The organism is Aquabacterium sp. OR-4 (assembly GCF_025290835.2).
Lineage (GTDB): Bacteria > Pseudomonadota > Gammaproteobacteria > Burkholderiales > Burkholderiaceae_C > Pseudaquabacterium.
In genome coordinates, this window is record NZ_JAOCQD020000002.1 from 245,928 (window position 1) to 260,612 (window position 14,685).

11 protein-coding genes are annotated in these 14,685 nt (G+C 71.7%); 5 read left to right on the forward strand and 6 right to left on the reverse strand.

The annotated features are described in order from the left end of the window. Positions 1–226: 226 nt before the first annotated feature. From N4G63_RS13300 to N4G63_RS13325, 6 genes are all read right to left on the reverse strand, one after another. Entirely contained in the window at positions 227–2,605 is a 2,379-nt protein-coding gene (locus N4G63_RS13300; protein WP_260785954.1) for a beta-propeller fold lactonase family protein, read from the reverse strand. After that, positions 2,602–3,216, reverse strand: a complete 615-nt coding sequence (locus N4G63_RS13305; protein WP_314599799.1) for a PEP-CTERM sorting domain-containing protein — start codon at positions 3,214–3,216, stop codon at positions 2,602–2,604. Before N4G63_RS13305 ends, N4G63_RS13300 begins: the two co-directional genes overlap by 4 nt. A gap of 254 nt (positions 3,217–3,470) precedes the next feature. Further along, entirely contained in the window at positions 3,471–5,900 is a 2,430-nt protein-coding gene (locus N4G63_RS13310; RefSeq protein WP_260785956.1) for an exonuclease domain-containing protein, read from the reverse strand. Next, entirely contained in the window at positions 5,897–6,271 is a 375-nt protein-coding gene (locus tag N4G63_RS13315) for a response regulator transcription factor (protein ID WP_260785957.1), read from the reverse strand. Before N4G63_RS13315 ends, N4G63_RS13310 begins: the two co-directional genes overlap by 4 nt. Continuing rightward, positions 6,268–9,270: an ATP-binding protein gene (locus tag N4G63_RS13320; RefSeq protein ID WP_260785958.1), complete on the reverse strand. Its 3,003-nt coding sequence runs from the start codon at positions 9,268–9,270 to the stop codon at positions 6,268–6,270. The genes N4G63_RS13315 and N4G63_RS13320 overlap by 4 nt, the downstream gene beginning before the upstream one ends. Beyond that, positions 9,267–9,485 (reverse strand): hypothetical protein, encoded by a 219-nt coding sequence (locus tag N4G63_RS13325; protein ID WP_260785959.1) that lies wholly within the window; start codon positions 9,483–9,485, stop codon positions 9,267–9,269. The genes N4G63_RS13320 and N4G63_RS13325 overlap by 4 nt, the downstream gene beginning before the upstream one ends. A 355-nt stretch (positions 9,486–9,840) precedes the next feature. Here N4G63_RS13325 and N4G63_RS13330 point away from each other — a divergent pair, with 355 nt between their 5' ends. The 5 genes from N4G63_RS13330 to N4G63_RS13350 all read left to right on the forward strand — a co-directional run bounded on the left by N4G63_RS13330 (position 9,841) and on the right by N4G63_RS13350 (position 14,609). After that, complete coding sequence (locus N4G63_RS13330; RefSeq protein WP_260785960.1) at positions 9,841–10,149, forward strand: DUF485 domain-containing protein; 309 nt, start codon at positions 9,841–9,843, stop codon at positions 10,147–10,149. Next, complete coding sequence (locus N4G63_RS13335; RefSeq protein ID WP_314599800.1) at positions 10,149–11,963, forward strand: cation acetate symporter; 1,815 nt, start codon at positions 10,149–10,151, stop codon at positions 11,961–11,963. The genes N4G63_RS13330 and N4G63_RS13335 overlap by 1 nt, the downstream gene beginning before the upstream one ends. A gap of 242 nt (positions 11,964–12,205) precedes the next feature. After that, positions 12,206–12,463 carry a FeoA family protein gene (locus N4G63_RS13340; RefSeq protein ID WP_260785962.1) on the forward strand — a complete coding sequence of 86 codons (258 nt, stop codon included), beginning with the start codon at positions 12,206–12,208 and terminating at the stop codon, positions 12,461–12,463. After that, entirely contained in the window at positions 12,464–14,356 is a 1,893-nt protein-coding gene (gene feoB / locus N4G63_RS13345; RefSeq protein WP_260785963.1) for a ferrous iron transporter B, read from the forward strand. Between the two features lie 13 nt (positions 14,357–14,369). Continuing rightward, positions 14,370–14,609 carry a hypothetical protein gene (locus tag N4G63_RS13350; RefSeq protein ID WP_314599801.1) on the forward strand — a complete coding sequence of 80 codons (240 nt, stop codon included), beginning with the start codon at positions 14,370–14,372 and terminating at the stop codon, positions 14,607–14,609. The last annotated feature ends 76 nt before the right edge of the window (positions 14,610–14,685 follow it).

Consider the following 14,685-nt stretch of genomic DNA (forward strand, 5'->3'; position numbering starts at 1 on the left):
TTGGGATGCATAGGTGTCCACCAATGAATAGCAGCAGGCGCGGCGACATTCAGTTTCTAGTTTGGGAGGTCGATCAGGTCCCCCGGTCGCTCCCCGTTTCCTACTTCGTCATCGAAGCCCCGAAATCGGGAGCAGTGAGGTTCCAAGTGCAATCCGTTGCTTCCGGCGCGGTGCAACCCAATGCTTCAAGTCACACCCCCTTCGCCCCTCCTGCCCCCCGCGCCGCTCAGCGCTTCAAGGGCAGCGCCGCAGTGGCCGACTTGGCCTGCAGAGGCAGGAACGGCGGGGTCGAGGCGTCGATCGACAGCAGAAAGCGCACCAGCTTGTCGCGGTCGGCCGCGCTGCTGAGAGTGTCGACGCCGCTGGTGCCGGCGCTGCGGTGGGCCACGTTGTCCAGCACCTCGCCCAGCGAGGTGGCGCGGCCGTTGTGCAGGAACACGTCGTTGAACGCATGCAGCGACAGCAGCGTGGCCGGCGCAAAGCCAGCCGCACCCAGCGGCGCCGCGGCGTTTTGCCGCACCTCGTTGAAGAAGCCGGCGTCGAAGGTGCCCACCTGGCGCAGCTGGTCGGTGATCTGGCCGGCCACGATGGCCACCTGCGCCGGGTTGGGTGGCGGCACGAAGTTCAGCCGCGCACTCGTCCATTGCGCGCCGCCGTGGCAGCTCTGGCAGTTGGCGGCGGCAAACAGCGCGCGGCCGGCCTGCACATCGGGGGCGGAGGCAGGCACCGGCGAGATCGGCGCGCGGATGCCGAACTGCTGGAACGCGCGGATCGCATCCCAGGCGCCCACGCCGCGCACCGTGAGCTGGTTGCGCCCGCCGCTGGCCACCGGCGTGAGGTTGACCACGTTGGGGTCGGGCGTCACGCCGTCGGCCTGCACGATCAGGCCGAGCCCGCCGCTCACGTTGCGGATGTTGAGCTCGAAGTCTTCCTGCTCGTCGCGCTCGGCACTCCAGTTCAGCGTGCGCATCACGCTGCGCTGCACCGAGGCGGCGTCGAAATCGGCGTGCTGCGGGATGGTGCGCCGCGGGCCGGGGCCGAAGATCCACACCACGTTGTCCGACAGGCCGGCCGGCGTGTGGCAGGTGGCGCAGGAGCCCCAGCCGTTGTTGCTCATGCGGCCCACGATGGGCAGGCTGCCGCCGGGCGGCGGGTCGAACTCGCCGATGCTGGTGTTGTAGAGCTCCTTGCCGATGTGCACGCGCTCGGCCAGCGTGCCGGGCTGCGGCTGTGCGGCCGACTTCAGCGTGGCCAGCACCGGGTGGGCGGGCTGGCTGAGGTCGATCACCGAGACATCGCGGCCGATGAAGTTGTGCACATAGGCACGCGTGTCGCCGGCGTTGATGACGATGGCGCGCGGGTTCCTGCCCACCTTGATCTGGTGCACGCGGCCGGCGTCCAGCGGATCGGGCTGCACCAGCGGCCGGCCGCTGGCGGCATCGGCCACCACGCGCAGCAGATGGTTGCTGGCGGCACTCACCACATAGCCCTCGCGGCTGCCATGCTTGAAGGCCATGGCCCAGGGCTGGGTGACGAACAGCTTCGGCGCAGCCGGCTGATCGGCCACCGCGCGGTGCAGGTTCACCGTCTGGCCGGCATCCACCAGGCGCTGGCGGTCGATCACCGACACCAGGCTCTGCGTGTTGACATCGAAGCGCACCGGCCCGTTGGGCGAAGCGCCGGTGTTGGGCAGGTAGGCAAAGCCGTCCTTCAGCGCCACGCTGGCCAGCTGGTTGACATAGGCGCCGGTGGTCTTGTCGAAGGCCCCGCCCGGGGCAATGCGCGCCAGCGCGTCGCCATTGGCCTTGAAGCCGGTGTCGGCCAGCGGCTTGACGGCCACCCGCGCCAGCACCGATTCGTCGGCGGTAGACAGCACCGTCACCAGGCCGTCCTTGGCATCGTCGGCGCCGTCCACCTTGCCCGCCAGCGTGCGCGACAGGAACTCGCTGACGTAGAGCTGCTCGTCGGTGTCCGACGCGTCGCCGTTGTTGCTGACGGCCAGGCCGCGGGGCTCGAAGCCCACGCCGCTGATGGTGCGCAGCACGGTGTCGGTGGCGGTGTCGATCACGCTGATGGTGTGCGAGCGCGCATTGGCCACGTACAGCTTGCGGCCGTTGGGCGTGAGCACCACCGCGGCGGGCTCGGTGCCCACGCTGATCTCGCGCGGACGGCCGATGCCGCCGTTGGCCAGGTTCAGCCGCAGCACCGAGACCGTGCCGCTCGCCGTGTTGGCCACATAGGCCTTGCTGCCGTCGGGCAGCAGGGCCACGCTGCTGGGCTCCTGCCCCACCGGCACCTCGGCCAGCTTGCGGTGGCGGTCCTGGCGCAGATCGAACAGGCTCAGCGTGTGGTTGTCGGCATTGGCCACGGCCAGGAAGGCGCCGTTGGCGCTGAGCGCCAGCGATTGCGACGCGGTGGGGCCGGCAAACCGCGCCAGCGGCGCCGGTGCGGCCTGGGCGGCATGGCGCTGGGCGTCGGCCCTGCGCGCATCGCCGTGCGGCAGCGTGGGCAGCAGCACCGAGGCCATGGCGGCCACGCCGCTCAGCGTCAGCAGGCCGGGCAGGCGGGCCTGGCCGCGCAGGCGGTGCAAGGTGAGGCGGCTCATGTGCGCTCTCCCCGGCGCGTGGGGTGGCGGCCGGCCAGGGCCGCGCCGCCGGCGGCCAGCAGCAGCAGCGCCAGGCTGCCGGGTTCGGGTATGGCGTTGTTGCCGCGCTCGGCAATGTGCAGGTAGCCGCTGCTCAGCGCCTCGCCCTCCAGCTGGCGCAGCGTGATCTCGTGCAGGCCCTCGGCCAGCTCGAACACCGCGCGGCTGATGCCCGGCGTGGCCAGGCAGACCACCGGATCGTCGCCACAGTCGGGTGTGGTGTTGACCAGCACCTGCAGCGGCGAGCTGATGCCCAGCAGCTGGCCGCCGTCCAGGACCTCGAAACGCTCGAGGCCCAGGAAGGCATCGACGATGGTCAGTACGCCACCCCCCGCGCCGAGCTGAAAGCGCCAGCCCGGCGCATCCAGCGCGATGCTGGGCGTGCCGCTGCTGGGCACGCAGAAGTTGCCCTGGTCGTCGGCGGGCGCGCAGCCCGCGGCGAACTGGCCCACGCCGTTGAGGCTGAACTGGGCATAGGTGTCAAACGGCACGGGGCCGGCCTGGGCGGATGGGGCCAGCCAGCCCAGCGCCAGCGCGGCGCCGGCCGCCAGCAGGCGACGGTGATCAGCCATGGGATCTCCTTGATGGCAGTGGAAGAGGCTGTCACCGAAGGCCTCGGTGACGGCCCGGCCATGGTCGAAGCCACCGCGCCGGCGCGGCAGGGTCAGATGTCCCAGCGGGCGGCGCCCGGCGCCACCGAAGCAGGCGCCAGGGTGCGCGGGCGGGACCCTGGTCCCGGCCCCCCCACACAGTGCATGGGCCTGTGCCTGGCCCGAGACCGGGACTGACAGCCCGAGCGGCAACCGGGCCGGGCGCTCGCCGCCGGCTAGTACGTCACCCGCGCCAACCAGGTCTGCTGTGCGGCGTCGCGGGCCTGGCCCAGGGTGTGGATGCCGCGCTCGGCCAGCAGTGGCACCAGCTTCAAAAACACCTCGGCCGTCACCAGCGCATCGCCCAGCGCGGTGTGGCGGCCCAGCACGGGGATGCCGAAACGCTCGGCAATGGCCTCGAGGCGGTGCGAGGCCTGCTGCGGGTGCACCAGGGCCGAGAGCAGCAGCGTGTCGAGCACCGGCTGCTCGAAGCGCAGGCCGGTGAGCCCTTCCTTGAGCTGAAGAAAGCGCATGTCGAAAGCGGCGTTGTGCGCCACCAGCACGGTGTCGGCGGCAAAGGCGTGAAAGGCCGGCAGCACCGCGGCAATGGTCGGCTGGCCGGCCACCATGGCCGGCGTGATGCCGTGGATGGGCACGCCCTCGGGCGGGATCGGCCGCTGCGGATCGACCAGTTGCTCGAAGCTCTCCTGCCGCAGCAGCTTGCCGTTGACCACCCGGGTGGCGCCGATCTGGATGATCTCGTCGCCCTGCGCCGGGTTCAGGCCGGTGGTCTCGGTGTCGAACACGGTGTAGGTCAGCTCGGCCAGGCGGCGGTCGTTCAGCGCCTGGTCCAGCCCGTTCAGGCCGGCCTGGCGGAACAGGTCGAAGTCGTAGTACTCGGGCCGGCTGGCGTGCTGCGGCAGGCTGGCCGCACGCTGGCCCGGGCGCCCGGGGTCGGCTGGGGCCTCGGCGTCGGCCAGCGGCAGCAGAAAGCGGAAGAAGGCCTGGTGCCGCACCCGCTCGCGCTCGAACCAGAACTCGCCGCCATGGCGCTGCAGCACCTCGCGCACGGCCAGCGGGCTGGCCTGGCCGCCGATCGGCATCGGGTCGGTCTCCCAGCTCATCACGGTCTCGGTGCTCATGGCCTGGCCGGTCCAGATCAGGTCGAGGTGGGCGCGGCCCGGTGTCGGGGCCGGTGCCAGGCGCAGCTGCACCAGGCGGATGCCGTATTCGTCGGCCAGGCGGCCGGCCAGGTAGCACAGCGCCTGCAGCAGCCAGAAGCTGTCGACCTGCAGCCACAGGCCGCCATCCACCTCGGCCGGCGCGGCGCGCAGGCCCGGCTGCTGCAGACCGATGCGCTGCACCGCGGCGGCCACCAGGTCGGCGCCCAGCATGTCCTCCAGCGGCCAGCGGGTGCCGGCACCCCCACCGCCCTGCGCGGCCACGGCGTTCAGGCGCGCGCTCATGGCCTGGGCCTCGTCGCGCACCACGGCCAGAAAGCGCTCGCGCTGCGCGGGCTCGAGGTCGGGGTACTCCAGCATCTCGGCGGCCGCCTGCAGATTGCCCAGCGCGGCACGGCTGCCTTCGGTGAGCTCGTGCAGCAGGCGGTCGCGCCCGGTCTCGTGGGCGAACTCGCGCGTCACGTTGGCCAGCATCAGCACAAAGCCGGCCAGGGCCGGCGCGCGGGCTGCTGGATCAGCGCCCGCCTCTCCCTCTTTGCCCCCCTCGCCCGCCTCGCCCCCCTCGCCCGCCTCGCTTTCCTCGCCCTGTTTCGCCTGGCAGCGCCCGTCCAGCGCGGCGGCCTCGGCCACCTGGCGCACCGGCGCCATCTGCACGCGCAGCAGCTGGCCGGCCGCGGTGGTGGTGAGAAAGTGCGCCGCAGGCTGGGCGTCGCCGCGGGCCAGCTGCTGGCCGATCTTCTCGAGCGCGTGGGCCACCAGCTGGCGCTCGAACACGGTGTAGATCGAGCGGCCCAGGCCGATCAACTCGGCGCCATCGGCCAGCGCCGGTGCCGCCGACAGGGCCCGGAACTGCGCCCGCGCGCTGCCGTTGTAAAGCAGCACCCGGCCATCGAGGTTGCACACCACCACGGCCTGGCTGAGCTCGGACATCAGCGCGGCCAGGCGGCTGCGCTCTTGCTCGATGCCGCGGCTGGCCTGGCGCACCTGGGCGGCGATGTCGGCCTGCAGCTGCTGGCGCTGGGCCACCAGCTGGTTCACGCCGGCGGCCAGCGCCTGCAGCGCCGGCGCGCCCTGCGGCGTGATCGGCGTGCCGGTATCGGTGCCCAGGCGCAGCTGCAGGGCCTCCAGCAACTGGCCTGCGGCCGCCGGCCAGGCCGCCAGCAGGCGCTTGAGCCCGCTCAGTACCGCCGCCACGCCCAGCAGCAGCGCCAGCAGCAGCAAGGCGGCGCGTGGCGCCAGCAAGGCGCCCAGCAGCGCGCCCAGCTGCGCCCGCTCGGGCGGGGCCAGCGTGGCCCACAGCAGGCCGGCGCTGGCCCCCAGCCACAGCAGCAGGCCGCCCAGCACCCAGGCGGCGGCACCGGCCAGGGCCCGCAGCTCGCGCGCCTGCCGGCTCAGGCCGGCTGGGGGCGGGTGGGTGCTGGCGGCGGCGGCGACAGCGGCGGCGGCGACAGCGGGGCCGGGGCCAGGGCCGGGGCTGGCCGTCATGCGGCCGGCTCCAGCAACTGGCGCAGGCGCTGCACCAGGGCCTTGGTGGCAAAGGGCTTGGTGAGGTAAGCGTCGGCGCCCAGCGCCAGGCCCTTGGCCACATCGGTGTCGCGGCCCTTGGCGGTGAGCAGCACGATGCGCAGGCCGGCCAGGCTGTCGTCGGCGCGCAGCTGCTGGCACACGTCCAGGCCGCTCAGGCGCGGCATCATCACGTCCAGCAGGGCCAGCGCCGGGCGCACCGCGCGCACGGCGTCGAGGGCCTCCTGGCCGTCGCGGGCCAGCGTCACCTCGAAGCCCTCGCGCTGGAGCAGGAACTCCAGCGAGACCAGGATGTTCGGCTCGTCGTCGGCGACCACGATGCGGGTGTTCATGGCTTGTCTCCGGATGCGTTGTGGCTGTGCTGCCATGGCAGCGCGAAAGCAAAGCAGGCGCCTTGTGCTGCATCAGCCTCGAGCCACATGCGGCCGCCGAAGTGTTCGACGATCTGGCGGCTGATCGGCAGGCCCAGGCCGGTGCCGGCCGGGCGGTGCAAGGCGTCGCCGCCCTGGCGGAACTTCTCGAAGATCAGCGCGCGCTGGGCCACCGGCACGCCGGGGCCGTTGTCGTGCACGCGCACGGTGCAGCCGTCGGCATCGCAGTCCAGCATCACGCTGACGCAGCCGCCCACCGCCGGCGCAAACTTGGCGGCGTTGGACAGCAGGTTCATCAGCACCTGCATCAACCGGTCCTCGTCGGCCAGCAGCGTGGGCGCTGGCGCTGGTGCCGGTGCCGGCAGGTGCAGCCGCAGCTCGGCGCCGCGGGCGTGGAACATCTCGGCCGTGGTGTCCACCGCGCGCTGCAGCAGTGCCCGCAGGTCGATCGGCGTGCTGCGCCATTCGGCATGGCCCGACTCGATCTTGGCCATGTCGAGCACCTGGTTCACCAGGCGCGACAGGCGTTCGGTCTCGGCCACCACGATGGCCAGAAACTGCTGGCGCTGGGCCGGCGCCATGTCGGGGTCGTCGTGCATCAGCTCCGACAGCGCGCGGATCGAGGTCAGCGGCGTGCGCAGCTCGTGGGTCACCGAGGACATGAAGTCGTCCTTCAGCCGGTCGAGCTCTTCCAGGCGCTCGTTGGCGGCGCGCAGCCCGTCGGTGGCGCGGCGCAGGGCCTGCTGCTGGGCCTCGAGCGCCTGGGCATGGCCACGCAGCTGCGAGGCCTCGTCCAGCATGCGCAGCACGTCGTCCATGGCCAGCGGCTCCTCGTCGACCACCGAGGCCACCATCACCCGGGCCGAGGCCGCGCCGATGGCGCCGCCCAGCTCGGTCTCGACCAGCTGCACCAGGCGCGCGTCGGGCACGATCTGCGCGGCATCGGCCAGGCCCTGGGCGCGTGCGTGGTCGTCAAACAGCTGTGCTGCCCGCGCGGCACCCACGAAACGCTGCGCCAGCGCACGCAGGTCAGCCAGCCGCGCGCGGCCGCGCCAGAACACCGGCGGCGAGGTGCCCGCGTCGGCCGCCGCCCTGCCAGGCAGCGCAGCGGCCGGCGCCCCGCGCTGGAACACGTCGACAAACAACAGCGCCTGCGCAGCCTCGCGTGGCGAGGGCCCGCGCCACAGCGACACACCGACATACAGCGCGGTGTTGACGCCCAGGCTCCACACCAGCGCATGGGTCAGGGGGTCGAGGCCCTGCAGGCCCAGCAGGCGCTCGGGCGCCAGCAGCGCCCAGCCCTCGGGGCCTTGCAGCAGCCAGTCGCCACGGCCCGGCGCCGCCAGCCAGCCCGAGCGCGCCAGCGAGGGCAGCATCAGCGTGTAGACCCACAGCGCAAAGCCGCCCAGCAGGCCGGCCAGCGCGCCCAGGCGGGTGCCGCCCTTCCAGTACAGGCCGCCCAGCAGGGCCGGCGCAAACTGCGCCACCGCAGCAAAGCTGATCAGGCCGATGCTCACCAGCGCATAGGCCTCGCCAGCCAGGCGAAAGTACAGGTAGCCCAGCAGCAGGATGGCGGCGATGCCGGCGCGGCGGATGCCCAGCAGCAGGCCGGTGAGATCGCCCGTCCCGGCGCGCCGCGTGCGGTGCAGCACACCGGTGCGCAGCAGCAGCGGCATCACCAGGTCGTTGCAGACCATGGTGGCCACCGCGATGGCCTCGACCATGACCATGCCGGTGGCCGCCGACAGCCCGCCGATGAAGGCCGCCAGTGCCAGCCCCGGCTGGCCGGCGGCCAGCGGCAGCGCGATCACGAAGCCATCGGCCTGCGCGGCGCCGCTGCCCGGCGCGGCCAGCAGCAGCCCGGCCAGCGCGATGGGCAGCACGAACAGGTTGATCAACAGCAGGTAGGCCGGAAAGGCCCAGCTGGCGCGCCGCAGGTGGCGCTCGTCGACGTTCTCGATCACCATCACCTGAAACTGCCGCGGCAGGCACAGCAGCGACAGCATGGCCAGGGCCATCAGCGCCAGCCACTGGTCCCAGGCAAAGCGGCCATCGGCGCTGCCCGCGCCCAGCGTGAGCAGGCGGGCCAGCTCGGGCCGCGACTGGGCCTGCGCCAGCAGCGCGCCCGGCCCGTCAAACAGGCCCCAGGTGACATAGGCCCCCACCGCCATGAACGCCAGCAGCTTGACCACCGATTCGGCGGCAATCGCCGCCACCAGGCCTTCATGGCGCTCCTGGCGCTGCAGCCGCTCGGCCAGGCCCGCGGCACCGCCCGCCGCACTGCCACCCGCACCAGCCCCGCCACCGGGCCGGCGGGTGCCGAAGACCATCGTGAACAAGGCCATCGCCAGCGCGATGGCCAAGGTGCTGTCGCGCCACCAGGGCCAGGCTGCGGCCGGCGGCGCGCCGGGCGGCTGGGTGAGCAGCGCATAGCCCACCGCAATGGCTTTGAGCTGCAGCGCGATGTAGGGCACGATGCCCACCACGGTGATCAGCGTCACCAGGCCGGCCAGCAGCTGGCTCTTGCCGTAGCGGCTGCCGATGAAGTCGGCGATCGAGGTGATGCGCTGCTGGCGCGTGATGCGCACCAGCTTGCGCACCACCAGCCAGGCCAGCATCATGCCCAGCGTGGGCCCCAGGTAGATCGGCAGGAACCACAGGCCACCCGTGGCCGCGCGGCCCACGCTGCCGAAATACGTCCAGGCGGTGCAGTAGACGGCCAGCGACAGCGCATACACCCAGGCCCGCCCGATCACCGAGCGCCCGGCCGCGGCCCGCCGCTCGGCCCACCAGGCCACGCCGAACAAGGCTGCCAGATAGGCCAGCGCCGCCAGCACCACGGTGCTGGCGGCCAGCACCGGCACGGCAGCTGGCACAGTGGCCAGCACAGGGGCCGGCACAGCGGTCATCGCAGCGGCCGGCACGGCGGCCAGTGCCAGGGCCATCAGGGCCTGGCTCACGGGCCGGCGTCGGCCGGCGTCTCGCCGTGCTCGAGCACCCAGGCCACGGCGGCGATCAGGCCCGCCCACACGGCAAACAGCGCCAGCGGCAGCAGCGGCAGGCCGCTGGCGCCCAGCGGCTGATCCCACAGCGCCAGCAGCGGCCAGCCCAGCAGCAGCCAGCCGGCACCGAACCAGGCCAGCAGGCGCTGCACCGTGAGGCTCTTGCTGTTCACCTGCGTGGGCTCCCGGTGGGTGATCGGTGGGTGACCCCGGTGGTGGGCCGATAGACGGGCGGCGGATGCCCGCTGCGGTGGCAAACGGCCGCTGGCCGCGCGCCTGCCGCCGGTCTGCAGCGGCCTGCACACGCCAGGATTGTGGTGCTGCGCCTGACCCACGGCTGACGTCTTGCCAAACCCTGATCTGGCTCAAACACGGCACTAGTGCAAACCCTTGGTTTCATGGCAGGGTCAGTTCATGGTCAGGCATGCGCCGCAGACTTTGTCCCATCCCAGCCTTGTGCAGACCTGCCAGCAGATGGACGTTCGTCTAGCCTGTTAGCTCGGCGTGCACACCCGACAGGAGAATGTGATGAGCAATGACGTGGTCGCCCGCATCCGGGCCAATCCCAAGTACCAGGAGCTGCGCCGCAAGCGCAACAGCTTCGGCTGGTGGCTGACGCTGCTGATGATGCTGGTGTACTACGGCTACATCGCACTGATCGCCTGGAACAAGGAGTTCCTGTCGCAGCCGCTGGGCAGCGGTGTCACCACCCTGGGCATCCCCATCGGCATGGGCGTGATCATCTTCACCATCGTCATCACCGGCCTGTATGTGCGCCGCGCCAACAACGAGTTCGACGCGCTCACCCGCGACGTGCTCGCCAAGGAGGTGAAGTGATGTCGCGCCCCCTGCAAACCGCCGCGGCGCTGCTGGCGCTGCTGGCACTCGGCGCGGCCCATGCCGCCGGTGGCGACGTGGGCCAGGCCGCCAAGCAGAGCACCAACTGGACGGCCATCGGCATGTTCGGCGTGTTCGTGATGGGCACGCTGTGGATCACCAAGTGGGCCGCGGCCAAGACCAAGAGCGCGGCTGACTTCTACACCGCCGGCGGCGGCATCACCGGCTTCCAGAACGGCCTGGCGATCGCCGGCGACTACATGTCGGCGGCCTCGTTCCTGGGCATCTCGGCAGCGGTGATGGCCTCGGGCTACGACGGCCTGATCTACTCCATCGGCTTCCTGGTGGGCTGGCCGGTGATCACCTTCCTGATGGCCGAACGGCTGCGCAACCTGGGCAAGTTCACCTTTGCCGACGTGGCCGGCTACCGCTTCAAGCAGGGCCCGATCCGCGCCTTCGCGGCCAGCGGCACGCTGGTGGTGGTGGCCTTCTACCTGATTGCGCAGATGGTCGGCGCGGGCCAGCTGATCAAGCTGCTGTTCGGGCTGGACTACTGGCTGGCGGTGGTGATCGTTGGCGCGCTGATGATGGTCTACGTGCTGTTCGGCGGCATGACGGCCACCACCTGGGTGCAGATCATCAAGGCCGTGCTGCTGCTCACCGGCGTGAGCTTCATGGCCTTCATGGTGCTGGCGCAGTTCGGCTTCTCGCCCGAGGCGCTGTTTGCCGCCGGCGTGAAGGTCAAGGCCACCATCGCCGCCAATGGCAAGGAGGCGGCCATGGCCGCGGCCACGGCGGCCACCGCCGCGGCGGCCACGCCCGAGCTGGCGGCCAGCGCCGCAGCCGCCATGGCCAAGGCCAGCGCCATCAACCCCGAGAAGGTGGGCCTGTCGCTGATGAACCCGGGCGGCTTCGTCAAGGACCCGATCAGTGCCATCAGCTTCGGCATGGCGCTGATGTTCGGCACCGCCGGCCTGCCGCACATCCTGATGCGCTTTTTCACCGTGCCCGATGCCAAGGAGGCACGCAAGAGCGTGTTCTGGGCCACCACCTGGATCGGCTACTTCTATGTGCTGATCTTCATCATCGGCTTCGGTGCCATCACGCTGGTGCTGACCAACCCCGAGTTCGCCGACGTGGCCAAGGGCGTGATCAAGGGCGGTGCCGGCACGGCCAACATGGCCGCGGTGCTGGTGGCCAAGAGCGTGGGCGGCGACGTGTTTTTCGGCTTCATCTCGGCGGTGGCCTTCGCCACCATCCTGGCGGTGGTGGCCGGCCTCACGCTGAGCGGTGCCTCGGCCGTGTCGCACGACCTGTACGCCACGGTGTTCAAGGGCGGCAAGGCCGACAGCGCGGCCGAGCTGCGGGTCTCGCGTGCCACCACGCTGGCACTCGGTGTCATCGCGGTGGCCCTGGGCATCACCTTCGAGAAGCAGAACATCGCCTTCATGGTGAGCCTGGCCTTCGCCATTGCCGCGTCGGCCAACTTCCCGGTGCTGTTCATGAGCGTGCTGTGGAAGGACTGCACCACCCGCGGCGCGGTGATCGGCGGTTTCCTGGGCCTGATCTCGTCGGTGGGCCTGACCATCGTGTCGCCGTCGGTGTGGGAGGCCACGCTGGGCAACCCCAAGGGCTCGGCCTGGTTCCCGTACACCTCGCCGGCCCTGTTCTCGATGACCATCGGCTTCGCCAGCATCTGGCTGTTCTCGATCCTCGACCGCAGCGCCCAGGCGCAGCAGGAGCGGGTGGACTTCGAGGCCCAGCAGGTGCGCTCGGAAACCGGCCTCGGCGCCGCCGGCGCATCGGGTCACTGAACCGGCCTGCCCTGCCCCTCAGCCCGGCCCTGGCCGGACTCTTCACTTGCAGCCCGGCCCTGGCCGGGCTCTTCACTTGCAGCCCGGCCTCGGCCGGGCTTTTCACGCGCAGCCCGGCCCTGGCCGGGCTTTTTCATGGGCGGTCGGCGGGCACGCCGGGGCTTGCGCCAGGCCAAATCCGAGCCCGGTCGCGGCAGAACAAATGAGATAAACTCTCATTTAGATTTGGAGTACCGCACGCCATGAGCCGCACTGCACCCGCCGCCACGCTGGCCGACCTGCCCGATGGCCGCGCCGCCACGGTGCACGGTGTCGACGACGAGGGCGGCACCCTGGACACCCTGCAGCTGCGCCGCCTGCGTGAACTGGGCTTTCTGCCCGGCGAGCCGGTGAAGGTGCTGCGCCGCGGCCCGGGTGGCCGCGAGCCGCTGGCGGTGCAGGTGGGCGACACGCTGTTTGCCCTGCGTCTGGCCGAGGCACGCTGCGTGCTGGTGGACTGAATGTCCCAGGCTGCTTCCGTCTCCGACCGCCTGCCACAGAGCGTGGCCCTGGTCGGCAACCCCAACTGCGGCAAGACCGCGCTGTTCAACCTGCTCACCGGCGCGCGCCAGAAGGTGGCCAACTACGCCGGCGTGACGGTCGAGCGCAAGATCGGCCAGGCCCGCCTGGCCGATGGCCGCCAGGTGCAGGTGATCGACCTGCCCGGTGCCTACAGCCTGACCCCCGCCACACCCGACGAGCAGGTGACGCTCGAGGTCATCGAGGGCCGCCGCCCCGGCGAGCGCCAGCCCGATGCGGTGGTGGCCGTGGTCGATGCCACCAACCTGCGCATGAACCTGCGCCTGGTGCTCGAGCTGCAGCGCCTGGGCCGGCCGATGATGGTGGCGCTGAACATGGCCGACGTGGCCCGCGCCCGCGGCCTGCAGATCGATACCGCCGCCCTGTCGCTGGCGCTGGGCTGCCCGGTGGTCGAGACCGTGGCGGTGCGCCGCAACGGCCATGCCGAACTGCTGAGCCGGCTGCAGGCCTGGCGCCTGCCCCAGGCTGCCGATGCCGCACCGGTGCATGCCGCGGCGGCCGATCCGGCGGCACTGATGGCACGGGTGCGCGAGATCCTGGCCCAGGCCGTGCACAGCGCACCGGGCACCCACACGGCCGACCGGCTGCAGCTCACGCTCGACCGCTGGGTGTTGCACCCGGTGTGGGGCCTGGCCATCCTGGCCGCGGTGCTGTTCGTGGTGTTCCAGGCGGTGTTTGCCTGGGCCGCCGCGCCAATGGACCTGATCGAGGCCGGCATGGCCGCGCTGGGCGACTGGCTGGGCGCCAACATGGCCGACGGCCCGCTGCGCAGCCTGCTGGTGGACGGCGCCATTGCCGGCGCCGGCGCGGTGCTGGTGTTCCTGCCGCAGATCCTGATCCTGTTCTTCTTCATCCTGGTGCTCGAGGATTCGGGCTACCTGCCGCGCGCCGCCTTCCTGCTCGACAACGCGATGGGCAAGGTGGGCCTGTCGGGGCGGGCCTTCATCCCGCTGCTGTCGAGCTTTGCCTGTGCGGTGCCCGGCATCCTGGCCACGCGCACCATCGCGCACTGGAAAGACCGCCTGGCCACCATCATGGTGGCGCCGCTGATGACCTGCTCGGCCCGCCTGCCGGTGTATGCGCTGCTGATCGGCGCCTTCATCCCCGAGCAGTCGGTGGGCCCTTTCAACCTGCAGGGCCTGGTGCTGTTTGCGCTGTACCTGGCCGGCGTGGCCTCGGCCTGCCTGGTGGCCTGGATCTTCAAGCGCGTGTGGCTGCGCAGCAGCTACCAGCCGCTGATGCTGGAACTGCCGCCCTACCGCTGGCCCGGCCTGCGCAACCTGGGCCTGGGCCTGTGGGAGCGCGCGCGCATCTTCATCGAGCGGGTGGGCACGATCATCTTCGCGCTGTCGGTGCTGCTGTGGTTCCTGTCCACCCATCCGGCGCCGCCCGAGGCTGCGGGCGCCACGCTGCCGGCCATCCAGTACAGCTTTGCCGGCCAGCTGGGCCGCGCGCTGGAGCATGTGTTCGCGCCGGTCGGCTTCAACTGGCAGATCTGCATTGCGCTGGTGCCCGGCATGGCCGCGCGCGAGGTGGCGGTGGGTGCCCTCGGCACGGTGTATGCGCTGTCGGCCAGCGACGATGCGGTGGCCGAGGCCCTGGCGCCGATGATCGCCGCGCAATGGTCGCTGGCCACCTCGCTGGCGCTGATGGCCTGGTTCGTGTTTGCGCCGCAGTGCATTGCCACGCTGGCCACCGTGAAGCGCGAGACCAATGGCTGGCGCTGGCCGCTGGTCATGACCGGCTACCTGTTCGGCCTGGCCTATCTGGCGGCCTTCGTCACCTACCGCGCCACGCTGTGGCTGGGTGGCTGACGCCGCGCGCAGCATGGACCTGCAATCGCTGGCCACCGGCCTGATCGTCGGCAGCGCGCTGGTCTACGCCGCCTGGGCGCTGATGCCGGCCGCCTGGCGCCGCACGCTGCGGCACCGGCTCACCGGCCAGGCCCAGCCCGAGGCCGCGGGCGGCTGCGGCGCCTGCTCGGGCGGCTGCACGCCGCCGCCGCAGCGCTCGGCCTCGGCCGCGGCCGAACAGCCGATTCACATCCGGCGCCGACCGCAGGCCTAGCCACCGGCCACCGGCGTGCCTGGATGACCGGGTGCCCGTGCACCTGGACCCCTGGCTGCCCGGCGCGGCACGCCCC